This window comes from Thermoanaerobaculia bacterium, from assembly GCA_035260525.1.
Taxonomy (GTDB): Bacteria; Acidobacteriota; Thermoanaerobaculia; order UBA5066; family DATFVB01; genus DATFVB01.
The window spans coordinates 1-24299 of sequence record DATFVB010000156.1; the positions used below are offsets into that span (position 1 = coordinate 1).

Genomic DNA, 24299 nt, shown 5'->3' on the forward strand with positions numbered 1-24299 from the left:
GCGGCGCGGGGCAATCTGCGGCGCCGCCGCGACTCGACGATGGCAACGCATCGCCATCATCGCGGCGACTGGCAGCTTACCCCGCGGCGCTCCGAACGCCGCCATCGTTATTCCCGGGGCGGGACACCACTCCCGCGACTACAAAGGAGGCGGCTCGTTGAGCACGAGCCAATACAGCCCCAGCTGCCGGACGGCATCGACGAACTTCGCGAAATCGACCGGCTTCAGGATGTAGCTGTTCGCCCCCGTCCGGTAGCCCCGGATCAGGTCCTGCTCCTCGCGCGAGGAGGTCAGGATCACGACCGGCACGAGCCGCGTCCGATCGTCGGCGCGGATCCGCGCGAGCACGTCGAGCCCGCCGATCTTCGGAAGCTTGAGGTCGAGGAGGACCACCGCGGGGGTCTTCGCGGGGTCGCGCCCCGCGTGCGTCCCTTCGCCGAAGAGATAGTCGATGGCTTCCGCGCCGTCGCGCGCGACGACCACCGGGTTCAGAATGTTGCTTCGGGCGAGCGCGCGGAGCGTCAGCTCCTCGTCGTCCGGGTTGTCCTCGACGAGCAGGATGATCTTTTCTTCGAACATCGTTCCGGCGGCCTCTTTTCTCGGGCCCATCGTAGCGCCTCAGCCCGGCGCCCCCCACCCCGGTTCATGAAAGATTATACGGGGCCGACGACGCGTCGGTCGGCCGATCGCTCGTCCTTCCAGCGGTTTGGACCGTCCGGAACCGTGGGGCACGGGCGGCCGGACCTCCTCTCGGGCCGCCGGGATCGCCTTGACAGCCGCCGGGACGGATGCTTACGATCTCTTTCGGTTCTTTGATTTCATCCAGAGCGGCGGAGGGAATGGGCCCCGTGAAGCCGCGGCAACCGGGTTCCGTGTCGCGCGGAAAGCGTCAGGTGCCAAATCCCACCCCCGAGAGGGGAGAGATGAGATGAGAGGCTCGCGATCGATTTCCGCGGATTCCGCCCCTCATCGACGTGGAGGGGCTTTTTCATGGCTGTAAATTTCCGCCAGGCGCTCGAACACGACGTCCTTCTCGCCGACGGCGCGATCGGGACGCTCCTCGTCACGCGCGGCGCGGAGCCGTCGACGGCGAAGTCGTCGCTCTGCCTCTCGGCGCCCGACGCCGTGAGCGAGGTCCACGACGACTACGTCGACGCGGGCGCGCGCATCCTCACGACGAACACGTGGGACGCCAACCGGGTGAAGCTCCGCGAGCACGACTGGGCGGACTCGCTCGAGAAGATCAACCGCGCCGCGGTCGCGCTCGCCCGGGAGGCCGGCGCCGGCGAGCACATCTTCGTCGCCGGTTCCGTCGGACCGCTGGGCGCGATGGTCAAGCCGTACGGGTCTCTCGCGCTCTCCCAGGTCCGCGAGATCTTCGAGGAGCAGATCCGGATCCTCGTCGAGGAAGGGGTCGACCTCCTGCTTCTCGAGTCGTTCAGCAACCTGCTCGAGGCCGCGGAAGCCGTTCGGGCGGCGCGCGGCCTCTCGGCGGACATCCCGATCGTCGCGCAGATGACGTTCTACGCCGACGGGCGCACCGCGTTCGGCGAGCGGGCCGGAGACGCGCTCCGCACGCTCGTCGCGGCCGGGGCGGACGCCGCCGGGATCAACTGCACGCTCGGCCCGCAGGAGACGCTCGACGTCTTCGGACAGATCGCGTCGCAGGTCGGGGCGCCGCTCTCCGTGATGCCCAACGCCGGATATCCCACGCTGATCCGCGGGCGCAACGTCTACAACGCCTCGCCCGACTATTTCCGCGAGTACGCCCTCGAGTTCGTCGACCACGGCGCGGCGATCGTCGGCGGCTGTTGCGGGACGACCCCCGAGCACGTCCGCGCGATGGCGCGGGCGCTCTCCGGCGCCGCGCGGCGGCCGCTCGCGACGGCGGTCGAGGCGGTGCGGGAGAGCTACCCCCATGCGGTCGTCGGGGAGACGATCGAGACCTCGCATTTCAAGCGCAAGCTCGCCTCGACGTCCTTCGCGGTCACCGTCGAGGTCGAGCCGCCGCGGGGCGCGGACTGCCGCTCCTCGATCGAAGCCGCCCGCCTGCTCCGGGGCCTCGGCGTCGACGCCGTCAACGTCACGGACAACCCGATGGCGCGCCTGCGCATGTCCTCGGTCGCCGTCGCCGGGCTCATCCAGCGCGAGACCGGGCTCGACGCGATCGTGCAGTTCACGACGCGCGACCGCAACGTGCTCGGGATCCAATCGGACCTGCTCGGCGCCTCGGCGCTGGGGTTGAAGGCGCTGCTCTGCCTCGGAGGCGACCCGCTCAAGATCGGCGACTATCCCGACGGTCACCAGGTTTCCGAGGTCGACACGCTCGGCCTGCTGCGGATCGCGAAGATCTTAAACGCCGGCGCCGATCTCGTCGGGAACCCGATCGGCGCGCCGACGTCGTTTGCGATCGGCTGCGCGGCCAACCCCGCGGCGCGCGACCTCGAGGTCGAGTTCTCGAAGCTCCGGGCGAAGATCGAGGCGGGCGCCACGTTCGCGCAGACGCAGCCGGTCTTCGACCCGGCCGCGCTGGAGACGTTCTTCGCCCGCCCCGACGCCCGCGCGATACCGGTTCTCGTCGGGCTCATCCCGCTCAAGAGCCTGAAGCAGACGCTCTATTTCGCCAACGAGGTGCCGGGGATGGTCGTGCCCGAGGAGACGATCGCGCGGATGCGGCGCGCGGCCGAGCGCGGCCCCGAGTTCGAGGCGGAGGAAGGGCTTGCGATCGCGAGGGAGCTCGCGGCGGCCATCGCCGCGGTCGCCCCGGGGATGCACGTCATGCCGATGCAGAAGTACGCCTCGGTGGCGACGATCCTCGAGGCGGTGCCCGCCGCGGCCCGGCGCGCCGCGGCGGCCGAAGGCCCGTCGTGACCCCGCGCGCCGCGAAACCTCACCCCCGCTCTCCCGGTGACAAGGGGGAAAAAGGCGACGCTCTTGCCGCGCTCCTGAAAGAGCGCATCGTCGTGATCGACGGCGCCATGGGGACGATGATCCAGGCGCACGGCCTCGACGAGGCGGCCTATCGGGGCGAGCGGTTCCGGGCGCACCCCGTCGACCTGCGCGGGAACAACGACCTGCTGTCGATCACGCGCCCCGGGATCGTCGAGGCGATCCACCGGCAGTATCTCGAGGCGGGCGCGGACGTCATCGAGACGAACACCTTCAACGCGAACGCCATCTCGATGGCCGATTACCGTCTGGAGCCGCACGTCGCGGAGATCAACCGGGAGGCGGCCCGGATCGCGCGTCGGGCGGCGGATGCCTTCGCGGCGGCCCATGGGCGGCCGGCGTTCGTCGCCGGCTCGATGGGTCCCACGAACCGGACGCTGTCGCTCTCGACGGACGTCAATCGTCCCGGATGGCGGGAGAAGCGGTGGGACGACTTCGTCGGGGCGTATGCGGAGCAGGCGGCGGCGCTCCTCGAGGGCGGCGTCGATCTCCTCCTCGTCGAGACCGTGTTCGACACCCTGGTCGCGAAGGCCGCGCTCTTCGCGATCGAGACGGTCTTCGAGTCGCGCGGCCTCCGCGTTCCCGTGATGGTCTCGGGGACGATCACGGACCGCAGCGGACGGACCCTCTCGGGTCAGCTCATCGAGGCCTTCTGGATCTCGGTTTCGCACGCGGACCTGCTCTCCGTGGGGCTCAACTGCGCGCTCGGCGCCCCCGAGATGGCGCCCTACCTCGAGGAGCTCGCCGGGCTCGCGCCGGTCGCCGTCAGCGCGTATCCCAACGCGGGGCTTCCGAACGCGTTCGGCGGCTTCGACGAGACGCCGGAGAAGATGGCCGCCGATCTCGCGCGCTTCGCCGAACGCGGGTGGATCAACTTCGCCGGCGGGTGCTGCGGGACGACGCCGGAGCACATCCGCCGGATCGCGGAGGCCGTGCGCCCGTTCCCGCCGCGCGTGCCGGCGTCGCCGCCGCCGTACACGCGCCTGTCCGGGCTCGAGCCGCTCACGATCCGTCCCGACTCGAACTTCATCGTCGTCGGGGAGCGGACGAACGTCACGGGATCGCCGAAGTTCGCGAGGCTCGTCCTGGAAGGGGACCTCGAAGGCGCCCTCTCGGTCGCGCGGCAGCAGGTCGAAGGAGGCGCCAACATCCTCGACGTCAACATGGACGAAGGGATGCTCGACTCCGAACGGGCGATGCGCGATTTCCTGAGCCTCGTCGCGGCCGAGCCCGAGATTTCCCGTCTCCCGATCATGGTGGACAGCTCGCGATGGCCGGTCCTCGAGGCGGGGCTGCAATGCCTGCAGGGGAAGGGAGTCGTCAACTCGCTGTCGCTCAAGGAAGGAGAGGAGGAGTTTCGCCGGCAGGCGAAGCTCGTGCGGCGCTACGGCGCGGCGGTCGTCGTGATGGCCTTCGACGAGGAGGGTCAGGCGACGACGACCGAGCGGCGCGTGGCGATATGCCGGCGCGCCCACGCGATCCTCACGGAGCTCGGCTTTCCCTCCTCGGACGTCATCTTCGACCCCAACGTGCTCACGATCGCGACCGGGATCGAGGAGCACGACGCGTATGCCGTGAGCTTCCTCGAGGCCGTGCGCCGGATCAAGTCGGAGCTCCCGGGCTGCAAGGTGAGCGGCGGTGTGAGCAACATCTCGTTCTCCTTCCGCGGCAACCGCGGGGTGCGCGAGGCGATGCACTCGGCGTTCCTGTACCACGCGATCCGCGCGGGGATGGACATGGGAATCGTCAACGCCGGCCAGCTCGAGGTGTACGAGGAGATCGACCCGGAGCTGCGCGAGCGGGTCGAGGACGTCCTGCTGAACCGCCGGCCCGACGCGACCGAGCGGCTCCTCGCGCTCGCGGAGTCGGTGCGCGGGAAGGAAAGGGGAGCGGCGGCGGAGGAAGACTGGCGTTCGGCGCCCGTCGAGGAGCGCCTCGCGCACGCCCTCGTCAAGGGGATCGTCGACCACGTCGACGAAGACGTCGAAGAGGCGCGGCTCAAGCTCGGCCGGCCGCTCGCCGTGATCGAAGGGCCGCTGATGGCCGGGATGAACGTCGTCGGGGACCTCTTCGGGAGCGGGAAGATGTTCCTCCCGCAGGTCGTCAAGAGCGCGCGCGTCATGAAACGGGCGGTCGCGGTCCTCCTGCCGTATCTCGAGGCGGAAAAGACGGCCGGCGAGCGCTCGAACGCCGGAAAGGTGCTGCTCGCGACGGTGAAGGGGGACGTCCACGACATCGGCAAGAACATCGTCGGGGTCGTGCTCTCCTGCAACAACTACGAAGTGATCGATCTCGGCGTGATGGTCCCGGCCGACCGGATCCTCCGCGCCGCGCGCGAGAGGAACGTCGACGTCGTCGGGCTGTCGGGCCTGATCACGCCGTCGCTCGACGAGATGGTCCACGTGGCGCAGGCGCTCGAGCGGGAGGGCTTCTCCGTGCCTCTCCTGATCGGCGGCGCGACGACGAGCCCGCTCCACACCGCGATCCGGATCGCGCCGGCGTACTCGGCGCCGGTCGTCCACGTTCCCGACGCGTCCCGGGCCGTCGCGGCCGTTTCCGCGCTCCTCTCGGCGGACCGCGCCTCCTTCGCGCGCGCCCACCGGGAGCGCCAGGAGCAGGCGCGCGCGGCGCACCTCGCCCGCGGCGAACGGCCGCTCCTTCCTCTCGAGGAGGCAAGGCGGCGGCGGACGCCGATCGACTGGGAGCGCGAGCCGCCCGCGACCCCCTCTTTCTTCGGAGCGCGGACGATCGAGGCGCTTCCGTGGGACGAGCTCCTCCCGCTGATCGACTGGACCCCGTTCTTCCACGCGTGGGGGATGCGCGGCCGCTATCCGCAGATCCTCGAGGACGCCGAGGCCGGCTCGCGGGCGCGCGAGCTGTACCTCGACGCCGGCCGGATGCTCGACCGGCTGGCCGCCGGCGGCCGAGTCCGCGTGCGCGCGGCCTTCGGTTTCTTTCCGGCCGCCGCCCGCGGCGACGACGTCGCGATCTTCGACCCCGCCGATCCGCAGCGCCCGATCGGCGCCTTCCACACGCTCCGCCAGCAGGGAGAGCGTCCCGAAGGAGAGCCGAACCAGGCGCTGGCCGATTTCGTCGCGTCCGAGGGCCCCGGACCGCGCGACGCGGTCGGCGCGTTCGTGGTGACGGCGGGCGGCGAAATCGACGAGATCGCTCGCGATCACGAGCGGGAGCACGATGACTACGCGGCCATCATGGTCAAGACGCTCGGCGACCGGCTCGTCGAGGCGGGCGCGGAGTGGCTGCACCGGAGGGCGCGGCAGGAATGGGGCTTCGGGCGCGACGAGCGGCTGACCGTCGAGGACCTCCTGAAGGAGCGGTATCGCGGCATCCGGCCGGCGCCCGGATACCCGGCGTGCCCGGACCACACCGAAAAGGAGGTGATCTTCCGCCTCCTCGACGCGCAGGCGCGGACGGGCGTCCGCCTGACGGAGAGCTTCGCGATGTCGCCGGGCAGCTCGATCGCCGGCTTTTACTTCGCCCACCCCCGCGCCCGTTACTTCGCGGTCGGCCGGATCGGCCGCGACCAGGCGGCCGACTACGCCGCCCGGAAGGGGCTGTCGCTGGCGGAGGTCGAGCGCTGGCTCGGACCCTCGCTCGGGTACGACCCCCTCCCGGCTTCTCCCGCGGCCGTCCCGGTGTGACCCCTTCGCGCCGCTTTTCCGGAATTGTTCCGATTTGGCATGCCATCCGCTAGAATCCCGCCAACAAGAGGAGGAGGGTCTCATGAAATTCGTCGCCTCACGCGCCGCGCTGGCGGTCGCGGTCGCCCTGCTCTATGTTCCGCTCTACGCGGCGGAAGGAACGCTCGGCGGCATGGTCGTCGACGAGAGCGGCACGCCCGTGACGGGCGCCAAGATCACGATCACGACGCCCAAACAGAAAGACTTCAACAGCGTTCAGACGACGGACGAGAGCGGCCGGTTCACGGCGACCGTGCCCAATGCGAAATGGGAATACGGTCTGCGCGTCGAACGGGACGGGTTCTCGCCGAGCCAGACGGAGACGCCGTCGGCCAACGGCAACCTGTCGATCACGATGCATCCCCCCTTCCCCGGCACCGCTCCTCCTCCGCCGAAGGTCGATCCGGGCGTGGCCGCCTACAACGAGGGGGTCGAGCTCATCCAGAAAGGGGACAAGGCGGGAGCGGAGAAGAAGTTCGACGAGGCCGTCGCCGCCAAGCCCGATCTCGCGCAGGCGTGGAAAGTGATCTCGCAGCTCGCCTACGAGAGGAAGGACTACGCGAAGGCGCTCGCCGCCGGCCGCAAGCTCCTCGAGCTCGACGCGAAGGACAAGGACCTCTACGGCATCCTGATGGACTCGGCCCAGAAGACCGGCGACACCGCCGCGGCGGTCGACTACAAGAAGAAATTCGTCGAGGCCAACGCCGACAACCCGGAGGTCAACTACAACGCCGGCGTCGAGTCGTACACGGCCGGCGACTACGTTTCGGCGACCGCGTCGTTCGCGAAAGCGGTGCAGATCAAGCCCGACATGGCCAACGCGTACTTCTGGATGGCGATGTCCGAGTACAACCAGAAGAGCTATCCGGCGAGCCGCCGCGACTTCCAGAAGTATCTCGAGCTCGCGCCGCAGGGAGATCAGGCGGATAACGCGAAGAAGATGCTGGAGGCATTACCTCCGAAATGAGCTTGCTGGCGGCGTGATGCATCGAGCCGGGCGGGCGCGTGCGCCACGACCCGCGGCCTTAACGTACGCCCCGGTACGCCGCGGCCGCGGGCTCGGGCGCCCGCATCCCGCCGGGCTCGCGCCTCGCGCCGCTTTCGACTTCTCCGAACTGAACAACTGATTTCCAGAATCACCGGTGCGAGAGAACGTCCAAGCGATTTCCTGTACCCTAATCACCCGGGAAGTCTTGAGGCGCGGCGAGACGCGAGCGAGACGGGCGATCGCGGCGGGAATGATTGCTTCGCCTGCAACGTATTTGATTTCCGTCATTCCCGCGTAAGCGGGAATCCAGAAATCCAGCCCTGCGTCCGCGCTTTCGCGGGGACGACCGCTTTGCGCGCGCTTTACCCCCTCGTAAACGAGTCGAACTCCTCCGCATGCGGCGCCCGCGCGCGGGCCTCGTCGGCCGCGACGAGCCCCGCTTTCGCGAGCTTCGCCAGCGACTGCTCGAGCGACACGGCGCCGAACTTTCGCGCGATCGCGATCTCCTGGTGGAGGTGGTGCAGCGCGTTCTTCCGGATGTGCTGGCGGGCGCCGTCGGTCGCGAGCAGCAGCTCGATCGCGACGACCCGCCCCTTTGCGTCCGCCCGCGGCAGAAGGTGCTGCGAGAGGATCGCCGCGACCGCCATCGCGATCTCCTGGCGCACGGTCGCCTGGCGCTCGGGGGGGAAGGAGTCGGCGAGCCGCGCGACGGCTCCCGCGGTGTCGGAGCTGTGGAGCGTCGAGAGGACGAGATGCCCCGTTTCGGCCGCGGCGAGCGCGATCGCCATCGTCTCCGGGTCGCGCATCTCGCCGATCACGAGGACGTCGGGCGCCTGCCGGAGCGACGCGCGGAGCGCCGAGGCGAAGTCCGGGGCGTCGACGCCGATCTCGATCTGCTCGATCACGGACTTGCGGTGCGCGTGCTCGTACTCGATCGGGTCCTCGATCGTCACGACGTGCCGCGCGCTCGAGCGGTTGATCTCAGCCACCAGCGCGGCGAGCGTCGTCGTCTTCCCCGACCCGGTCGGACCGGTGACGAGCACGAGACCGCGCGCGAGATGGGCGAGACGGGCGACTTCCTCCGGGAGGCCGAGTGCCGCAAACGACGGCGGCTCGGCCGGCAGCGCGCGAATCGCGGCGGCGGCCCGGCCGCGTTCCCGGTGGAGGTTGACGCGGAACCGCTGCCCTCCGCGGCGAAGGGACGCGTCCGCGTTCCACCGCTCACGGTAGGCCCGGCGCGCCGGCGCGGAGAGAGCGGGGAGGACGGCGCGCTCGATCTCGGGCCCCGAGAGCCTTTCGGCGTCCAGGAACTGGAAGTCCGCGTCGCGGCGGACCGCGGGCGGCGCGTCCGCGACGAGGAGGAGATCGCTGCCCTTCCTCGCGACGAGCTGCGCGAGCCAGCCGTCCAGACGCAGATCTCCGCCCGGGGAAACGTCGATGGCGGCGCCGGACGAGATCTCGAAGTCCTCGGATCCCGTTTCGTCCGCCTTTTCCCGCGGGGCGGCCTCGGCGTTCAACTCCGCGATGAGGCGGTTGATGTCTTCGGCGTCTTCCATCGGCGTCAATCTTACGCAGGAAACGCGCCGAGCGCGGAGTTCCTATTCCGTAAGTCTTGGGAAATAATGCGTTGAATGCAGTCTCGGCGCCAGGCAGACGACTATGACGTCCTCGTCAAGGGATGCTCGCACGTCATCGATGAAACCGACCTCCGCCGCAAGCTCGCGCGCTCCGAGAAGGAGGGGCGCCCGCTCGTCGTCAAGGTCGGCTTCGATCCCTCGGCCCCCGACATCCATCTCGGCCACACCGTGCTCCTCCACAAGATGCGGCATTTCCAGAACCGGGATCACCGCGTCATCTTCCTGATCGGCGATTTCACGGGCCTGATCGGCGATCCGAGCGGAAAGAAGAGCACGCGACCGCAGCTCACGCGCGGGGAGATCGAGAAGAACGCCGAGACGTACGCGCAGCAGTGCTACAAGGTGCTCGATCCCGAGAAGACCGAGATCCGCTACAACTCGGAGTGGTTCCTCGGGGGCGGGAAGGAGAACCGTCCGCCGCTCGGCGCCGACGGGTTCGTCCGGCTCGCGTCGCGGATCACCGTCGCGCGCGTTCTCGAGCGCGACGATTTCCAGCGGCGGTGGAACGCGCACCAGCCGATCGCCCTCCACGAGCTGATGTACCCGCTGTCCCAGGGCTACGACTCCGTGGCCCTCGGCGCCGACGTCGAGCTCGGCGGGACCGATCAGCTCTTCAACCTCCTTCTCGGCCGCGATCTGATGCGCGAGGAGGGAATGGAGCCGCAGGTCGTGATGACGGTGCCGCTCCTCGTCGGGACCGACGGTGTCGAGAAGATGTCGAAGTCGCTGGGCAACGCGATCGGCGTGAGCGACCCCCCGTCCGAGATGTACGGCAAGCTCATGTCGATCTCCGACGAGACGATGTGGAGCTATTACCTCCTCCTGACGGACGATCTCCCGGAGGTCATCGAGGAGAAGAAGCGGACGATGCACCCCATGGACGCGAAGAAGGCGCTCGCGAGGCAGATCGTCGGCCGATACCACGGCGGCGACGAAGCGGGACGCGCCGCCGAGGAGGAGTTCGTCCGCGTCTTCTCGAAGCGGGAGGACCCGGCGCGCTACGAGGAGATCGTGCTGCCGGCCTCCGGCGCTGAGGAGGTTCTTCCGAAGATTCTCTGCGAGGCAGGGCTCGCCCCGTCGAACGCCGAGGCGCGGCGCCTCATCGCGTCAGGCGCGGTCGACGTGGACGACGTTCGCGCGTCGGACCCGAAGCAAACGATTCCGCGCGTCGCGGGTGGCGAAGTCCGCCTGCGTGTCGGAAAGCGCCGCTTCGCGAAGATCATTTTTCGCTAAGCTCAACAATACACGACATCCTGGGATCTCGAGGGCTGCCGAGAAGTGCAGCGAGGACTCTTGCCGAGGCGCGGCGAGGCGCGAACCCGACGGGATGCGGGGAGCCCGGCCCGCGGCCGCGGCGTACCGTGGCGTACGTTAAGGCCGCGGGCGGGCTCCACGCGCCCGTCCGGCTCGATGCATCGCCGTGCCCATCCTCAGATGCAGCAGGCACCGCGCGGAATCTCCGCGCCGTGCGGACACGCCCTCGGGTGCTTCAGAAACGCGCAGATCGAATCGGTGACCTCCAGCGACAGGATGTGCTCGAAGCGGCAAGCCTCCCGCTCGGTGACCTTCGCGTCGAGCGAGAGAGTCTGAGTGAAGAGCATCTCCGCCAGCCGCTGGCGCCGGATGAGGTTCCGGGCGCGCTCGTAGCCCGTTTCGGTCAGCTCGACGGAATCGTCCGCGAAGGCGATGAGCCCCCGGTCGGCGATTCGCTTCAAGAGCGTCGGCGGCGCGCCGTGCGGGCCGGAGACGAGGCGGTGCATGCTGCGGTCGCCGCGCTCCCGCAGGATCCAGATCCGCTCGAGCGCCTCGTCCATCGCTTCCTCCGCCTCGGCGGGCGTCATGAACGAGCCGACGATTCGCCCGTGCTCGAGCGTGAGCCGCCGGTCGGCGAGCTTGGAGACGGTGAGGTCGTGCGTCACCATGACGATCGTCTGCCCCTCGCGGTGGAGCTCCTGGAAGAGCTCGAGCACGACGTTCTCGTTCTCCTCGTCGAGGTTGCCCGTGGGCTCGTCGGCGAGGAGGAGCTTCGGCCGGTTGATGAGGGCGCGCGCGATGCAGACGCGCTGGAGCTCGCCTCCCGAGAGCTGCGAGGGGAGCGCGTCGGACCTCGCGGCGAGCCCGACCCTCCCGAGCACTTCGCGCGCCTCTTTCTCGTCGACGAGCGAATGGAGATCCTGCGCGAGCATGACGTTCTCGACAGCCGTCAGATAGGGCACGGTGTAGAACGCCTGGAAGACGAGCCCGATCTTCTCGCGGCGGAGGCGAATTCGCTCCCTCTCGGAGACGGCGGTCGTGTCGACGCCGTCGACGACGATACGCCCCCGGTCCGGGCGGTCGAGCCCGGCGGCCAGATGCAGGAGAGTCGATTTTCCGGATCCCGAAGGTCCGACGACCGCCACGAATTCGCCCGCGGCGATCGAGACGCTGACGTCGTCGAGCGCGAGCGGTCCGCGCGGATACGCGCGGGTGACGTTTTCGAAGACGAGGATGTCGTTCATTCGTTCATCGCTCATTCGTCTATTCGTTCCTCAAGGCGGTGATCGCCTCGATCCGGAGCGCTCGCCCGACGGAGGGAAGCCCGGCCGCCGCGGCGGTCACGATCGAGAGCAGGAAGGGGACGGCCACCCAGAACGCCGACACCGTCAGCGGAACGCCGAAGAGCGAACGTTCGAGCCGATCGGCGATCAGAAGGCCCGCCACCGACCCTGCGGCGCCGCCGATCGCCCCCAGCGCCGCGCCTTCGGCGAGGAAGCGCACGAAGAGTCGCCGCCCCTCCGCGCCGAGCGATTTCTCGAGCGCGATCTCGCGGCGGCGCTGGACGACGGCGGCCATCAGCGTCGTCGCCGTGCCGAGCGCCGCCAGCGCCGCGATCGCGATCCCCATCGCGGTGAGGAGTCCCCTCAGGCGCACGACGATCCGCCCTTCGGAGGTCGAGACCGCGAGCAGCGGGTCGACTCTCGCGCCGGAGGCGCGCTCGATTCCCGCGGCCGATCCGGTGATGCGGCGGCCGCTTCCCGCGATGCGAAGGAGCACGGCGTCCGCTTCCCCGGGATCCGTCCGCGGCAGATCCGCCCAGGGGAGGATGAGCTCTTCGTCTTCCCCCTCGCCGGTCGCCACCCGGCCGACGATCCGGATCTTCCGCGCGCCCCCGGGAAGGCCGACCGTCACTTCGCGCGACCGGTCGAGGCCGAGCCGGTCGAACAGACGCACGCCGGCGACGGCTTCGCCGGGAGACGCCGGAAGCGCGCCGTCGAGGTCCCAGGTGGCGAAGAACGGTTTCGCCCGGGAGAAGTCGACGGCGACCGCGGTGACGCGGCGCGACCCGGCGGCGACATCCTGGATCCGGATCGGCAGCGCGCGCTCGACTTCCGGCGCCGCGAGGATCCGGCGCGTCGCGTCGCCGGGAAGGGGGCGGCCGTCGCGGCTTCGGGCGACCGCGTTCGGCCCGCGGAGCCGGAACTCCCGGGTCATCTTGCGGGAGACGTCGGAGGCGAGCGAGCCGAGGCCGCCGATCGCGGCGGCGGCGATCGCGATCGCGACGATCGCCGGGACGTAGCGCGGAAGCCGGCGCTGGAACGATCGCAGGAGCTGACGTCCGGCGAAGCTCACCGCGTCACGCTTCCCGGAGCGCCGCGATCGGCTCGAGGGCGATCGCGCGCCGGACCGGCTCCAGCGAGGCGGCGACCGAGACGAAGACCGCCGCCGCCACGGCGACGGCGGCCAGCAGCGGCGTCCGAACGACGGAGAAGCCGAAGATCGCGCGCGCCAGCGCCGGCGCGGCGAGGAACCCGGCGGCCGCTCCCGCCGCGCCGCCGAGAAGCCCGTTCACGGCGGCTTCGGCGAGGAACACCGCGGCGACCTTCTCCGGCTCGGCGCCGAGGGCCTTCCAGAGGCCGATCTCGGGTGCTCGCTCGGTGACGGAGTCGAAGAGCGTCGAGAACACCGCGAGCAGCGCGGCGAGCAGGGCGGCCCCCGCCGCGAAGAGGAGCAGGGTCTCGGCGACGTGGGCGGAACGCTCCTCGTCGGCGGTCACCCGGCGCAGCGGCGCGGCGCGCGCGCCGGGGATCGCCTCTCCGATCTGCGCGGCGATCGACGAAGCGTAGGGGGTGCAGTACCAGCGATCATACTCGGCCGGCGGGAGCTTCCTCGGGTCGCGATGGAGGGCGGCCTGGAGCTTCGACTCGGGGGTCGTCATCGCGGTGACGTCGATGCGGCCGATGCGTCCCGGCGCGCCGGCGATCGCCTGCGCGGCCGAAAGCGGCAGGAGGAGGGCCGTGTCCTCCCGCTCGCCGGAACGGAAGATCCCCGTGATCGTCACGGTCCGCGTCCCTCCCGGGCCGGCGACCGCGAGCCGGGTTCCCGGGGCCCACGGGCGCCCGTCGGCCGCGCGGACGCCCGCCGCCGCCTCCTCGGCGCCGTCGGAGGGCCAGCGCCCCCGCTCGATCTTCCAAGCGGGATGCGCCCCGAGGACGCTCGTCTCGAGGGGCTCTCCCTTCTCCGTGCGGCGCTCTCTCCGGAAATCGACCCCCTCCGCCGCGACCGGGCTCCCGTTGGCCGTCGCGGAGAATTCGAGAACGGGCGAGATCGCCGTGATGTTGTTCTTCCAGAAGAGATCGGGGAAGGCGTCGAGCGCCCGTTCGGGCAGCGCCTGCGGCGACGGGGGCGCGGGAAGCGGAGCGCCGAGGATCGACGGCGACGCCTTCGCCGTCTCGGGAAGGACGACGATGTTCGCGCCGTACGCGGTCAGGTCGCGGCGCGCGCGGTCGCCGATGCCCGACCCGATCGCGAGGACGAGCGTCCAGACCGCGGACGCGATCGCGAGCGCGATGAAGGCCACCGTCTTGCGCCGGCGGCTCCGGCGGAACGAACTGGCGAGGATCCGAAAGAACATCCGTTCCTCAGCGCCCGCCCGGGGCGGCCGGAAACTGCGCCGCTTCGGCGGCGAGGTCCGACGCGCGGATCACGACCGAATTCCCCTCGACGCGGGAGGGGAGCGGGATCGGGTTGCAGCCGCCCGGCCGTCCGATCGTCGGGATGTTGATGTTGGCGTCGCAGTTGAGGCAGACGACATTGCCGCCGATCTCGTTGTACCCGTCCGTCCCGCAGACCTGGCAGGCGTCGAACGCGGTCTTGACCTCCTTCCCGGCCCGGATCACGAGGAAGCGCGCCGCGTGGCCCGCGACGTCGGTGCTGAACCGATGGAGGTGCCCGTCGGAGACCGTCGCGACCGGGATGCGCAGCTCGCCGCCCGCGACGGGCACGACGATCGCCGGCGTGAGCCGGCGGCCCGTTTCGGCGCGAACGAAGCTCACTCCGAGAACGACGAGGATCAAGGCGGAGAGGGCCGCGGCGACCCGGAGACCCCGCTTTTCGCGGAGGTCGCGGGCGCGGACCAGCCGCGCTTCCGGCCCCTCTCCGGCGGGCGTCGCCCCTTTCCGGGCGGTCGCGATCGCGAAGAAGGGGACGAGGAGCACGGCGAGCACGAAGATCACGTTGTTCTTCACGACCGGGCCGATCACCGCCATCTCGGTCCGGCCCACCGGGATCAGGCCCGCCTCGGCGAGCTCATGCAGGCCGCCCACGAAGAGCTGGACGAGGAGGAGCCCGAGCACGAAGCTCGTGATCGCGAAGAATCGTTTGAGATCGATCCGGAGGCTGCCGCGCGCGAACGCGACGCCGAAGGCGACCGCGACCGCGAGGCCGAGCGTGCCGCCGGCCACTGCGGCGAGCGTGGCGCTGTTCAACGACGCCGCAGAGAGGAAGAGCACCGCCTCGATCCCCTCGCGCGCGACGAGCAGGAACGTCAGCCAGAAGACCGCCGCGCCGCCGCGGCCGAGCGCGGACGCGACGCGCGTGCCCACCTGCTCCCGCATGCGGTGGGAGGTCCGGTGAATCCACACCATCATCGTCGCGACGAACCCCGCCGCGACGAGCATCAGGAAGCCCTCGAAGACGTCCTCGTCGAGCGCGAAGCCGCGCAGCAAGATCCCGCCGGCGATCGACGCCGCGACCGCGAGCGCGATCCCGAGCGCGACCCGGCCGTAGAGGTCTTCCCGCCCCGCCTTCCGCAGCGCGCCGACGACGATCGCGACCACGAGCGCGGCCTCGATCCCTTCCCGCAGGACGATGACGAAACTCTCGAGCATGGCCGGCGATCTCCTCTTGACAACGGGCCGCGTCCGGGACAGTATCACGGCTGAGACTGAGTCGCAATGTCAACCACGCGCGTTCCCCGCGCCGCCTGACCGATGCCGAACCGACGCGAAGCCGTCCTCTTCGAGGCGTACCTGAAGCGGCACGGCCTGAAATTCACGCCGGAGCGGCGCGTCCTCTTCGACGAGATCTTCAAGCGCCACGAGCATTTCGAGGCGGACGAGCTCCTCTTCCGGATGAAGCAGCGGGGGAGGAAGATCTCCCGGGCGACGATCTATCGCGGGCTCGAGCTCCTGATCGCCGCGGGCGTCGTCGGCCGGGTGCGCGTGGGCGACGAGGGGTTCCTCTACGAACGCCTCCACGCGGGGGAGCATCACGACCACATGATCTGTCTCGGGTGCGGCAAGATCATCGAGTTCTTCGAGCCGAAGATCGAGGAGCTCCAGGATCGCGTATGCGCCCGCGCGGGGTTTCGCGCGGTCACCCACAGCCACCACATCCGGGGATTCTGCCGGGACTGCCGGAAGAGCACGGCGGTCGATCCGGAAATCGAAAGCGCGCGGCCGCCCCGCGACGGGGCGCGCCTCCTGATTGAGACTGAGTCTTAGAATCAATGAAAGGAACGCCGATGGCCCCGCGAGTCCGGGTTTCGGCGTGCGCCGTGGCGGTGCTGCTCCTCGGGTTCGCCGCCTCCGCCCGCGCCGACCGCAAGTTCTACCTCTTCACGTACCCGTACGCGACGCTTCCGAAGGGCGCCGCCGAGCTCGAGACCTGGATCACGCGGGAGGACGACGACGCCGTCCCGAAGCAGATCGACGGCCAGCTCCAGATCGAGGGGGAGTTCGGCCTGACGGACCGGCTCGACATCTCGCTCTACACGATCCTCGCCAGGGAAGGGGACTCCTCTCTCGACTGGGACGCCTCGAAGATCGAGGCGAAGTACCGGCTCGGAGAGCCGGGGAAGTGGCCGGTCGACGTCGAGCTCTACGCCGAGTACGAGCAGCCGTTCAAGGTGCACGGCTGGGGGGAGCCGGAATTCAAGCTCATCCTCGCTCGCGACTTCGGCGCGGTGAACGTCGCCGGGAACTTCATCTTCTTGCGCCCCGTCGACGACGAGACGGGGCGGCATCTCCCGTGGCGGAAGGAATGGGCCGCCGGCGCCTCGTACGAGCTTTCGCCGCGGGTCAATCTCGGCGTCGAGGGGCACGGCTCTTTCTCGGAGTCCAACGGGAAGATCGGCCCGGTCGTCTCCTATCAGGGGGAGAAGGCGTGGATCGCGCTCGGGCCGTACTTCGGATTGACCTCGCGGGACGGCGACGTCGGCGCGCGGGCGATCCTCGGCTTCTACTTTTGAGGCGGGTCGGGAGCGCGCTCGCCGTCGCCTGGGCTTTGGCCGCGGCCGCCGCGTGCGCCACGACCCTCCCGCCGGCGACTCCCGAAACTGCTCCCGGGCGCGCCCTCTACACGGCGAAATGCCACGCGTGCCACCGGATGTACCGGCCCGACCGGGTCGGACCCGAGAAATGGCCGGCGCTCCTCGAGAAGATGGCGGAGAAGGCGAAGCTGACTCCCGAGGAAGAGAAGCAGGTTCTCGATTACGTGCTCGCCGTGTCGCCGCCGGGCCCTCCGAAGTAGCACCTCCCGTGAACGGCCGGCGGCGGCGTCGGGAAACCGCCGCGGAAGGAATGGCTCAAGGAGGAGGAGCCAGGCCGGTTTCCCGGCGGCGCGGTATCCGCGACGGATCGAAGCCCGCGAGCGCCCGGTCGAGCGTCGGTTCCTGCCCGAGCGTCGTCAGGAGGGCGGCGACGATGTCCGGAAGCTGCCCCCTTCCCGCGGCCTCCGCGAGCTGCCGGCTGCCGGCGCGCTTGGACAGCTTCTCTCCCTGGGAGCTGACGAGCACCGGGACGTGGGCGTAGCGCAGCGGCGGCAACCCGAGCGACCGCGCGAGCAGGATCTGGCGCGGCGTCGAGTCGAGCAGGTCCGCGCCCCGGACGACCTGCGTCATCTCCTGCTCGGCGTCGTCGACGACGACCGCGAACTGGTAGGCGTATGCGCGCGCGGGCTGCTCGCGCCGCACGACGAAATCGCCGACGTCGCGGGCGACGTCCTGACGCTCTCGCCCGAACACTTCGTCGACGAATTCGACGGCTCCTTCCTCGACCCGGAACCGCCAGGCGCGGGCGTCGGCCGGATCGACGTCCGCGTCGCGGCAGGTTCCGGGATAGACCGGCTCGGCCGCTCCGTGCGGCGCCGAGGCCGACGTCGCGATCTCCCGGCGCGAGCAGCGGCACGGGTAGACGAGCCCGGCGTCGAGGAGCTCGCGGAAGCGCTCGTCGTAGAGCGGGACTCGTTCCGACTGCCGGACCACCGGGCCGTCGCTTTCGAGGCCGCAGAGGGACAGGAGCCGGATTTGCTCCTGTGCGCATCCGTCGATCACGCGCGGAGCGTCGAGGTCCTCGATCCGCACGAGCCACTCCCCGCCTTCGCGGCCGAAGCCGCTCCGGCGCGGCGAAGGTCCTCCGGCGCTCCGGGCGAAGAGCCACGACGCGAGCGCCGTCATCAAGGATCCGAAGTGGAGCGGACCGGAAGGCGTCGGCGCGAAACGGCCGCGTTCTACCGCGAGAAGCTCCGCACGACGCCGAGGAGAGACTCGATCTCCTGGGGCGTGAGCAGCTTGCCGAAGGCCGGCATGTCCTTGTCGGTGCCGTTCGTGATCGCCTCGACGAGCCGGGAGTCGCTCTTGTGCTGCTGGAAATCGGGGTCGGTGAAATCCTGAGCCTTGAGCTTCTTCCCTTTCGGCGTCTGCGCGCGCCCGTCCTCGCCGTGGCACTTCGCGCACTTCTGGAGGAAGAGCGGCGACGGGCGCGCGCCCGCGTCGGCGGCGAGCGCCCAGACGCCCCCGGCGGCAAACGACAGGAAGACGGCGGCGGCGACGGAGCGAACGAACATCGGGCCTCCTCGGCGAAGACTTTCCGCCGGACCTTCCGGCGGCGCAGGGGTCATTTTCTCAGAGCCGCGAGGTCCGCGAGCACGTCTTCATGTTTCCAGTCCCGGCCTTCATGGCGTCCGAGAACCGTCCCGTCGGGGCCGATCGTGACGACGACGAGGGAGTGCGTGATCGAGCTTCCGTCACGCTCGAAGAAGGCTCCCGCGTGCTCCGCGACCGCGGCGATCGCCTCGGGGTTCCCCGTCGCGAACGACCACCGGCCGCTTCCGACGTCCACCTGCCGGGCGTAGTCGTGGAGCACCGCGGGGGTGTCGTTCTTCGGGTCGAGCGTCACGAGGACGAAATGGGGAGCCAGGTCGGAAGCGCCGACGCGCGCGAGCCGGGCGACGGTCGCCGGACAGGCCCACGGCAGGGGACAGCGTGTGTAGATGAAGGAGAGGACGACGGGCTTTCCCCGAAAATCCGAGAGCGCGAAGGATCTTCCGTCCTGGTCGACGAGCCGGAAGTCGGGGAAAGGCCGTCCGACGGCGGCGATCTTCGCCGGGTCGATCGCCGGCGCCTCGCCCGGGGTCTTCTTTCGGGCGATCACCGAGATCTCGTCGAGGCGTGAACGGGACCCGTCGACGACGAGGCGCGCCGTGATCTCGTCCCCGGGCGCGAGCGCGTCGAGGCGCACGGCCGGGTCCACCGGAAAGGGCATCGTCATCGCGCCCATGTAGCCGGGGACGGCTTCGTGCTCGACCGTGATCTCCCGCCGCTGCGCGTCGATCGCCGTGATCACGCCCCGCAGCGCGTGCGACGTGGCGGCCGGGGCGGCCGGCCGTTCGGCCGCGGGACGGCAGCCGGCGGCGGCGATGAGCAGGACGCCGAGCAACGCGCCGGCGGCCGTCCCGCGGCGGGAGCGCCGCTTTCCGATCCCGAGGACGAAAACCGCGACCGCGACGAGCGCGCCGTCGCGGACGAGCACCCACCGCATCTCCCCGATCAGCTCGGCGTGCGTCTTCTGCGCGGCGTGGACGTCGAAGCAGCCGCACTGGACGGCCCGGTCGCGCGCGAGATTCGTCCCGATCGCGAGGATGAACACCACGAGCATCGCCGCGGCGAGCTTGCCCGCCGTCCTCCAGAAGACCCCCGAGACGAGGGCGAGGCCGCAGAGCATCTCGATCCACGGGAGGACGAGCGCCGCCGCGTGCACGAGGGAGAGGGGAAAGAGCCGGTAGTTCGCGATCATGTGCGCGAATCCCGGGGGATCCATGATCTTTGGCCCCGCCGCGACGATGAACACGGCGCCGAGGACGAGCCGCCCGATCAGGACGGCCGAACGGAGGAGCAGAGACGGCCGGGCGGCGTTCATTTTTCCTCCCCGGCCGCGACGGGCCATCCGTGCTTCTGCCAGTCGGGGAATCCGTCGCGGTAGACGTAGACGTTGTCGAACGTCACGCCCCAGAGCTTCTGCGCGAGCTGGTGCGAGTCCTCGCAGTCGCCGCCGCTGCAGTAGGCGACGATCGGAGCGTTCGTGTCGCGCCCTTCGTCGAGGAGGGCCTTGATCTTCTCGTCGGCGTCCGATTCCCAGACGGAGATCGAGCGGGCGCCGCGGACGTGTCCCTCCCGGAAGGCGGCGCTGCGGCGCGCGTCGACGAAGAGCGCGCCGCGGTCGAAGAGCGTCTTCGCCTGCTCGGGCGCGATCTCGATCCAGGGCCGGTCGGGATGGGGAGCGAAATCGGACGCGGTCGGAGCGGGAGAGGCGGCGGGACGGGCGGGGGGGGGCGGCGCGGCCGCGCCGGACGCGGGGGCCGGCGCCTTCGGCTTCGTCGTGGCGGCCGGCGCGGGCGCCGACGGCGAAGTCGCCGGTGGCGTCGCCGGGGGGATCGGTTGCAGCGACGCGGGGGGCGCGACGGCCACGGCGACCGGCGGCCGGCCGAGCCAGGCGAGCTTGCGCTCCCGCCGGGCGAACGCGTTCGAGACGAAAGCCGCGACGACCGCGAGACCGACGATGATCGCCGCCTCGCGGAGGAACCCGCGTTCCCCCTGCCGGCGGATCACAGGCGGACCTGCAGGCCGCCGAGGACGTTGTACTTCGACGCGATGTTCACGCCGTTGATTCTCTGGTAGATCGGGATCTGGAAATAGATGTAGATCGCCGTCTTCGGCGTGAAGGCGACCCGCAGGCCGGGCGAGACGTACACGAAAGTCCCGCCGGTGTCGTCGCGGATCGCGTCGGTCCGCCCGACGTCGTCCTTCGTCCGGAACCGCGAGTTGAGCTGCAGGAGCGCCTGGAACGTCTCCGAGACCGGATAGTGGGCGCCCGCGTTGATCTGGAGCTCGTTTCCGGCCCGGTAGTCCTTCGAACCCACCCCGTTTCGCCGTCCCGTGGCGGAGACGAACCAGGGAAGGGCCGCGGTGTTCCCGAGCGGGCCGTACGTGAGCGAGGGGACGTTGACCGTTCCCTGCCAGACGAGGCTCGCGGACACGTCCGTGGATCCGGTTCCCGGGGCGATCGTCGGCTCGGCCTCGGCGCCCTCGGCGTTCCTGGCCGATCGGCCTCCCGTCGGAAGCTTGACGGCGAGAGCGGCCGAGAGATCCGCCACGAACCGGTAGCGCGCCGCGATCGAGACGTCCCCGAGACCGTCGAGGCGGAAGCGCTCGAGCGCGCCGTCCTCGAAATGCTCGTGGTAGCGCGACACGTACGGAACCGAGAGGGAGAAGAACAGGTCGGGGGTCGCCGCGTAGTTGGAGAGGAGCGTCGTGATCCGGTTGACGGTGCGATGTTCGAGCTCCCCTTCCTCGGGGACGACCGGATGCGGGACGCGGTCGCGCCCGGAACGGAGCTCGTCCTGGTCGATGTACTGGAACGACAGGTCGAGCGTCCACTGGCCGGGAGAAGGCAGGTTCAGCGACTGCGGGTCGATCGGGCAGGTCGCCGAGCCGCAGCTCGCCACTTCGATCGCGGGGGCGGCGAGCGCAGCGGCGAACATGAGAGCGAGAACGCGAAACTTCATCGAGTCGTTCCTCGAGGACAAAGGATTGATTTTCGGACGGGCGTCCGTCCGCGGCGGCGGAGGATCAGCCGCGGGGGGGCTCTTCGGGAGGGGAGAGGAACGCGACGCGGGGCGACGCCCCGGCGAACGTCGCGGCCGGGAGCGAGAGGAGAAGCCGCGGCGCGGCGGCCGCGGCCGCGAGGATCGCCGGGGGAAGCCCGGGGAGGACCGCCTCGGCCCGGTCGACCGGCGGGCAGCTCCTCATCGCGCATTCGGCGCCGGGAAGGCAGCAGGCCATCGCGGCTCCGCCGCGGCAGCACGCCATCGCGGACGGCGCGGCAGACCGAACCGGCATCGCCAGTGCGGCGAGAACGGAGACCACCGCGATCAGACCGATCGAACGACGCATTCCGGGAAAACGATAGCACGCGGGCGCCGGCTTCCGGCGCCCGCGTGCCCTGCCTTCATTTTTCGGGCGCCGCCGGCTTTTCCGCGACCACCCCGCAGCCGATCCGTCCGCCGGCGTTGCCCGTCGGCTGCGTATGCATGTCGTCCTCTTTCGCGTGCACGACGATCGCCCGGCCGACGACCGAGCGGTCGCCCGGCGTGACCGTCAGCATCGTCGTGTCGAGCTCCAGATGTCCGCGCCCCTCGCCGCCGACCGTCATGTTCCCGAAATCGCCGGCGTGGTGGCTGGCTGCGTCGGGGGAGCCGTGCTCCATGTGCATCGGGTTGAAATGGCCTCCCGCCGAGGCGGCGTCGGGTGCGGAGCAATCCCCCTTTTCGTGCAGGTGCACCGCGTGGACGCCCTCCGGAGCGTTGGCCACGTCGACCGTGACATGGACGGCGTCTCCGTTCTGGACGAACGTCGCCGTGCCGGTCAGGGTGCTTGCGCTCCGCCCTTCGATCATGGCGGTCGCCGTCGGGCCCGCGTGGGGCGCCGTCGTGGCCGTCGTCGAGGATTTCGAGCCCGCGCAGGCGGCGAGGCAGACGAGAGGGACGATCGCGATGAATGGCCGGATGAGACGCATGGGACCACCTCCGGGTCGATTCTATGCGGCTGGCGAACGACGGCGCGGGCGCCGTGCTTTCGCCTTCGAAGACTTTGCCGGGCTCTTGGACCGGCCCTTCGACCGTTTCGACGCTTTCCCGCCGCGTTTGCCGCCGCCGCGCCGGCCGAGCGCTCCCGCCTCGATCGGCTCGACGGTCAGGGAATAGAACACGCCGTTGAACCCGATGCGGGTCTCCGCGGTCTGTCCGGCCGGCACGGCGCCCTTGAACCGGCCGCGCTCGCTCGCGACGAGGACTCCGTTCTCCCAGGCTCGGGCCTCGAAGGCGATCTTTCGCCCATCGAGGGTGTGCCGTGTGTCGTTGCGGGCGACGACGCGGCAGATCGTGACGGCGTCGGAGGAGACGTAGGGATCGGGCTCGATCGAAAGCGTCGCGTCGCCGGCGCGAGCCGAGCCGGGGAAAAGCATCAGGAGCGGGGCGAAGAGGAGGAGCGTTGGCGTTTTCATCATCCTTCCTTTCGGGAGGGATGAAGGCGCCGCGGGAGACGAGGACGAGGAGAAAGCTATCACACGGGCGCGCCGGGATCGTTCAGAAAGTCGAGGAAGATTACTTCGAAACCGGTCATTCCGGGGCCGCGGGCCGATGCCTATTCGAAGAATCCGAGCATCAAAGATGCGAGCCTCTGATCCGGGGGCCGATCGCCACGGCCGCGTTGCGGCCTCGCGATGACGGTATGAGGGAGCGCGGATTCGGCGGGCCGCCCGTTGTCCGCCCGGCCGGCATTCCCGGGCACCACCCCGTTGACTTCCGGTGTAGTGTGGAAGAGCGATGCCCCGCACGCTTTCCGCCGCGATCACGGAATTCCTGCGGGCGCTCTCCCTCGAACGGAACTTCTCTCCTCAGACGGTGCGCGCCTACGCTTCCGACCTCGCGCGATTCTGCGAATTCTGGGAGAAGGAGTTCGCCAACGTCCCGGCGTCGAAGACGCCCATCGACCGGATCGACGCGCTCGCCGTCCGCGCGCACGTCGCTTCGCTCCACCGGGCGAACCTCTCGAGCCGGTCGCTCGCCCGGCACCTCTCCGCCCTCCGCTCGCTCTTCCGGTGGGCCTGCCGCTCCGGATGGTGCGCCGCCAACCCGGCAGCCGGCGTACCGACGCCGCGACAGCCGAAGACGCTTCCGCGCGCGCTGACCTTCGCCGACACCGAGCGGCTCCTCTCGGCCGACGAGGAGGGGGCGCCGTTCCCCGAGCGGGACCGCGCCATGTTCGAGATGCTCTACGCGACCGGGATCCGGGTCTCGGAGCTTTCCGGGCTCGACCTGGACGATCTCGACTCCGCGCAGCGGCTCGCGCGCGTGCTCGGAAAGGGGGGAAAGGAGCGGATCGTCCCGTACGGCGAGCCCGCCGCCGACGCGCTCCGCGCCTATCTCCCGGCGCGCGCGGCGCTTCGATCGGGGGCCGAGGCGCGCGGAGACGCCGGCGACGGGCGCGAGCCGCTATTGGTCAACCACCGCGGAGGCCGCCTCACCTCTCGTTCGGTCGCGAGGATCTTGAAGCGCCGCCTGCGCGAGGCCGGTCTCCCCGACCGGATCTCGCCGCACGCCCTTCGCCACACCTTCGCGACGCACCTCCTGTCCGCGGGCGCCGACCTTCGATCGATCCAGGAGCTCCTCGGCCACGCCTCGCTCTCGACGACGCAGAAGTACACGCACGTCGATGCGGCGAGGCTGATGGAGGTTTACAAGAAGTCCCACCCGAAAGCATAGGGGCCGGCGCGGACCATACGGGTCGTTATATGGGACGCGGCCGCCCGGCCGGCGGCGCTCAACGTACGCCCGGGTACGCCTCGGCCGCCGGCCCGGGCGCCCGCGCCCGTCTTCCAACCCGTCTGGCCGCGCCTCGAACTCTCTGGTACTGAAATCGTGTATTTTGAC

General features: G+C 70.2%; 21 protein-coding genes, 2 pseudogenes and 1 riboswitch. Of the genes and pseudogenes, 8 read left to right on the forward strand and 15 right to left on the reverse strand.

Going from position 1 to position 24299, the window contains the following annotated elements; all coding sequences use genetic code 11:
• Positions 1 to 138: 138 nt before the first annotated feature.
• A complete protein-coding gene (locus tag VKH46_07370; protein ID HKB70649.1) occupies positions 139 to 579 on the reverse strand; it encodes a response regulator in 441 nt (146 codons plus the stop codon).
• A gap of 236 nt (positions 580 to 815) precedes the next feature.
• Positions 816 to 930, forward strand: a riboswitch (SAM riboswitch).
• A 60-nt stretch (positions 931 to 990) separates the two neighbouring features.
• Between VKH46_07370 and VKH46_07375 the strand changes: the two genes are divergently transcribed.
• The 3 genes from VKH46_07375 (at position 991) to VKH46_07385 (ending at position 7617) form a co-directional block, all read left to right on the forward strand.
• A complete protein-coding gene (locus VKH46_07375; protein HKB70650.1) occupies positions 991 to 2871 on the forward strand; it encodes a bifunctional homocysteine S-methyltransferase/methylenetetrahydrofolate reductase in 1881 nt (626 codons plus the stop codon).
• The gene (gene metH, locus VKH46_07380; protein ID HKB70651.1) at positions 2868 to 6611 is read left to right on the forward strand and encodes a methionine synthase; all 3744 of its coding nucleotides are present in this window, start codon (positions 2868 to 2870) and stop codon (positions 6609 to 6611) included. Before VKH46_07375 ends, metH begins: the two co-directional genes overlap by 4 nt.
• An 82-nt stretch (positions 6612 to 6693) precedes the next feature.
• A complete protein-coding gene (locus VKH46_07385) occupies positions 6694 to 7617 on the forward strand; it encodes a tetratricopeptide repeat protein (GenBank protein HKB70652.1) in 924 nt (307 codons plus the stop codon).
• A gap of 383 nt (positions 7618 to 8000) precedes the next feature.
• Here the strand turns inward: VKH46_07385 and VKH46_07390 are convergent, their stop codons facing one another.
• Positions 8001 to 9194: a PilT/PilU family type 4a pilus ATPase gene (locus VKH46_07390; protein HKB70653.1), complete on the reverse strand. Its 1194-nt coding sequence runs from the start codon at positions 9192 to 9194 to the stop codon at positions 8001 to 8003.
• A gap of 75 nt (positions 9195 to 9269) precedes the next feature.
• Between VKH46_07390 and tyrS the strand changes: the two genes are divergently transcribed.
• Positions 9270 to 10508: a tyrosine--tRNA ligase gene (gene tyrS / locus VKH46_07395; GenBank protein HKB70654.1), complete on the forward strand. Its 1239-nt coding sequence runs from the start codon at positions 9270 to 9272 to the stop codon at positions 10506 to 10508.
• Positions 10509 to 10705: 197 nt separating this feature from the next.
• Here the strand turns inward: tyrS and VKH46_07400 are convergent, their stop codons facing one another.
• The 5 genes and pseudogenes from VKH46_07400 to VKH46_07420 form a co-directional block, all read right to left on the reverse strand.
• Positions 10706 to 11116, reverse strand: coding sequence for an iron dependent repressor, metal binding and dimerization domain protein (locus VKH46_07400; GenBank protein HKB70655.1), 411 nt, complete (start codon positions 11114 to 11116; stop codon positions 10706 to 10708).
• Between the two features lie 9 nt (positions 11117 to 11125).
• Positions 11126 to 11773, reverse strand: a pseudogene (locus VKH46_07405) (ABC transporter ATP-binding protein).
• 19 nt (positions 11774 to 11792) lie between these two features.
• Positions 11793 to 12884, reverse strand: coding sequence for an FtsX-like permease family protein (locus VKH46_07410; GenBank protein ID HKB70656.1), 1092 nt, complete (start codon positions 12882 to 12884; stop codon positions 11793 to 11795).
• 4 nt (positions 12885 to 12888) lie between these two features.
• Positions 12889 to 14166 carry an FtsX-like permease family protein gene (locus VKH46_07415; protein ID HKB70657.1) on the reverse strand — a complete coding sequence of 426 codons (1278 nt, stop codon included), beginning with the start codon at positions 14164 to 14166 and terminating at the stop codon, positions 12889 to 12891.
• Between the two features lie 7 nt (positions 14167 to 14173).
• On the reverse strand, positions 14174 to 15421 hold the full coding sequence (locus tag VKH46_07420; GenBank protein ID HKB70658.1) for a Fe-S-containing protein: 1248 nt from the start codon (positions 15419 to 15421) through the stop codon (positions 14174 to 14176).
• Between the two features lie 102 nt (positions 15422 to 15523).
• On the opposite strand from VKH46_07420, the gene VKH46_07425 reads away from it, so the two are divergent.
• From VKH46_07425 to VKH46_07435, 3 genes are read left to right on the forward strand one after another with little or no spacing between them, the layout of a single operon-like run.
• On the forward strand, positions 15524 to 16036 hold the full coding sequence (locus tag VKH46_07425; GenBank protein ID HKB70659.1) for a Fur family transcriptional regulator: 513 nt from the start codon (positions 15524 to 15526) through the stop codon (positions 16034 to 16036).
• Between the two features lie 20 nt (positions 16037 to 16056).
• Entirely contained in the window at positions 16057 to 16782 is a 726-nt protein-coding gene (locus tag VKH46_07430) for a hypothetical protein (protein HKB70660.1), read from the forward strand.
• Complete coding sequence (locus VKH46_07435; protein ID HKB70661.1) at positions 16779 to 17063, forward strand: hypothetical protein; 285 nt, start codon at positions 16779 to 16781, stop codon at positions 17061 to 17063. Before VKH46_07430 ends, VKH46_07435 begins: the two co-directional genes overlap by 4 nt.
• Positions 17064 to 17118: 55 nt before the next feature.
• Here the strand turns inward: VKH46_07435 and gluQRS are convergent.
• The 8 genes and pseudogenes from gluQRS to VKH46_07475 form a co-directional block, all read right to left on the reverse strand.
• Positions 17119 to 18030 (reverse strand): annotated as a pseudogene (gluQRS, locus tag VKH46_07440) (tRNA glutamyl-Q(34) synthetase GluQRS).
• Positions 18031 to 18041: 11 nt separating this feature from the next.
• Positions 18042 to 18377, reverse strand: coding sequence for a c-type cytochrome (locus VKH46_07445; protein HKB70662.1), 336 nt, complete (start codon positions 18375 to 18377; stop codon positions 18042 to 18044).
• A gap of 50 nt (positions 18378 to 18427) precedes the next feature.
• Positions 18428 to 19729 carry a MauE/DoxX family redox-associated membrane protein gene (locus tag VKH46_07450; protein HKB70663.1) on the reverse strand — a complete coding sequence of 434 codons (1302 nt, stop codon included), beginning with the start codon at positions 19727 to 19729 and terminating at the stop codon, positions 18428 to 18430.
• Entirely contained in the window at positions 19726 to 20418 is a 693-nt protein-coding gene (locus VKH46_07455) for a rhodanese-like domain-containing protein (protein ID HKB70664.1), read from the reverse strand. The genes VKH46_07450 and VKH46_07455 overlap by 4 nt, the downstream gene beginning before the upstream one ends.
• Positions 20415 to 21374: a hypothetical protein gene (locus VKH46_07460; GenBank protein ID HKB70665.1), complete on the reverse strand. Its 960-nt coding sequence runs from the start codon at positions 21372 to 21374 to the stop codon at positions 20415 to 20417. The genes VKH46_07455 and VKH46_07460 overlap by 4 nt, the downstream gene beginning before the upstream one ends.
• A 64-nt stretch (positions 21375 to 21438) precedes the next feature.
• Entirely contained in the window at positions 21439 to 21762 is a 324-nt protein-coding gene (locus VKH46_07465) for a hypothetical protein (protein ID HKB70666.1), read from the reverse strand.
• A gap of 55 nt (positions 21763 to 21817) precedes the next feature.
• Positions 21818 to 22384, reverse strand: a complete 567-nt coding sequence (locus VKH46_07470) for a superoxide dismutase family protein (GenBank protein ID HKB70667.1) — start codon at positions 22382 to 22384, stop codon at positions 21818 to 21820.
• 21 nt (positions 22385 to 22405) lie between these two features.
• A complete protein-coding gene (locus tag VKH46_07475) occupies positions 22406 to 22870 on the reverse strand; it encodes a hypothetical protein (protein HKB70668.1) in 465 nt (154 codons plus the stop codon).
• A gap of 322 nt (positions 22871 to 23192) precedes the next feature.
• On the opposite strand from VKH46_07475, the gene xerC reads away from it, so the two are divergent.
• Positions 23193 to 24131: a tyrosine recombinase XerC gene (gene xerC / locus VKH46_07480; GenBank protein ID HKB70669.1), complete on the forward strand. Its 939-nt coding sequence runs from the start codon at positions 23193 to 23195 to the stop codon at positions 24129 to 24131.
• The last annotated feature ends 168 nt before the right edge of the window (positions 24132 to 24299 follow it).

Excerpts from the sequence above, each read along its gene's own strand:
- VKH46_07370 (HKB70649.1), bottom strand. The coding sequence starts at position 579 with ATGTTCGAAGAAAAGATCATCCTGCTCGTCGAGGACAACCCGGACGAC.
- VKH46_07375 (HKB70650.1), top strand. The coding sequence starts at position 991 with ATGGCTGTAAATTTCCGCCAGGCGCTCGAACACGACGTCCTTCTCGCC.
- VKH46_07385 (HKB70652.1), top strand. The coding sequence starts at position 6,694 with ATGAAATTCGTCGCCTCACGCGCCGCGCTGGCGGTCGCGGTCGCCCTG.
- VKH46_07390 (HKB70653.1), bottom strand. The coding sequence starts at position 9,194 with ATGGAAGACGCCGAAGACATCAACCGCCTCATCGCGGAGTTGAACGCC.
- tyrS (HKB70654.1), top strand. The coding sequence starts at position 9,270 with ATGCAGTCTCGGCGCCAGGCAGACGACTATGACGTCCTCGTCAAGGGA.
- VKH46_07400 (HKB70655.1), bottom strand. The coding sequence starts at position 11,116 with ATGACGCCCGCCGAGGCGGAGGAAGCGATGGACGAGGCGCTCGAGCGG.
- VKH46_07415 (HKB70657.1), bottom strand. The coding sequence starts at position 14,166 with ATGTTCTTTCGGATCCTCGCCAGTTCGTTCCGCCGGAGCCGCCGGCGC.
- VKH46_07420 (HKB70658.1), bottom strand. The coding sequence starts at position 15,421 with ATGCTCGAGAGTTTCGTCATCGTCCTGCGGGAAGGGATCGAGGCCGCG.
- VKH46_07425 (HKB70659.1), top strand. The coding sequence starts at position 15,524 with ATGCCGAACCGACGCGAAGCCGTCCTCTTCGAGGCGTACCTGAAGCGG.
- VKH46_07430 (HKB70660.1), top strand. The coding sequence starts at position 16,057 with ATGGCCCCGCGAGTCCGGGTTTCGGCGTGCGCCGTGGCGGTGCTGCTC.
- VKH46_07445 (HKB70662.1), bottom strand. The coding sequence starts at position 18,377 with ATGTTCGTTCGCTCCGTCGCCGCCGCCGTCTTCCTGTCGTTTGCCGCC.
- VKH46_07450 (HKB70663.1), bottom strand. The coding sequence starts at position 19,729 with ATGAACGCCGCCCGGCCGTCTCTGCTCCTCCGTTCGGCCGTCCTGATC.
- VKH46_07460 (HKB70665.1), bottom strand. The coding sequence starts at position 21,374 with ATGAAGTTTCGCGTTCTCGCTCTCATGTTCGCCGCTGCGCTCGCCGCC.
- VKH46_07465 (HKB70666.1), bottom strand. The coding sequence starts at position 21,762 with ATGCGTCGTTCGATCGGTCTGATCGCGGTGGTCTCCGTTCTCGCCGCA.
- VKH46_07470 (HKB70667.1), bottom strand. The coding sequence starts at position 22,384 with ATGCGTCTCATCCGGCCATTCATCGCGATCGTCCCTCTCGTCTGCCTC.
- VKH46_07475 (HKB70668.1), bottom strand. The coding sequence starts at position 22,870 with ATGAAAACGCCAACGCTCCTCCTCTTCGCCCCGCTCCTGATGCTTTTC.
- xerC (HKB70669.1), top strand. The coding sequence starts at position 23,193 with ATGCCCCGCACGCTTTCCGCCGCGATCACGGAATTCCTGCGGGCGCTC.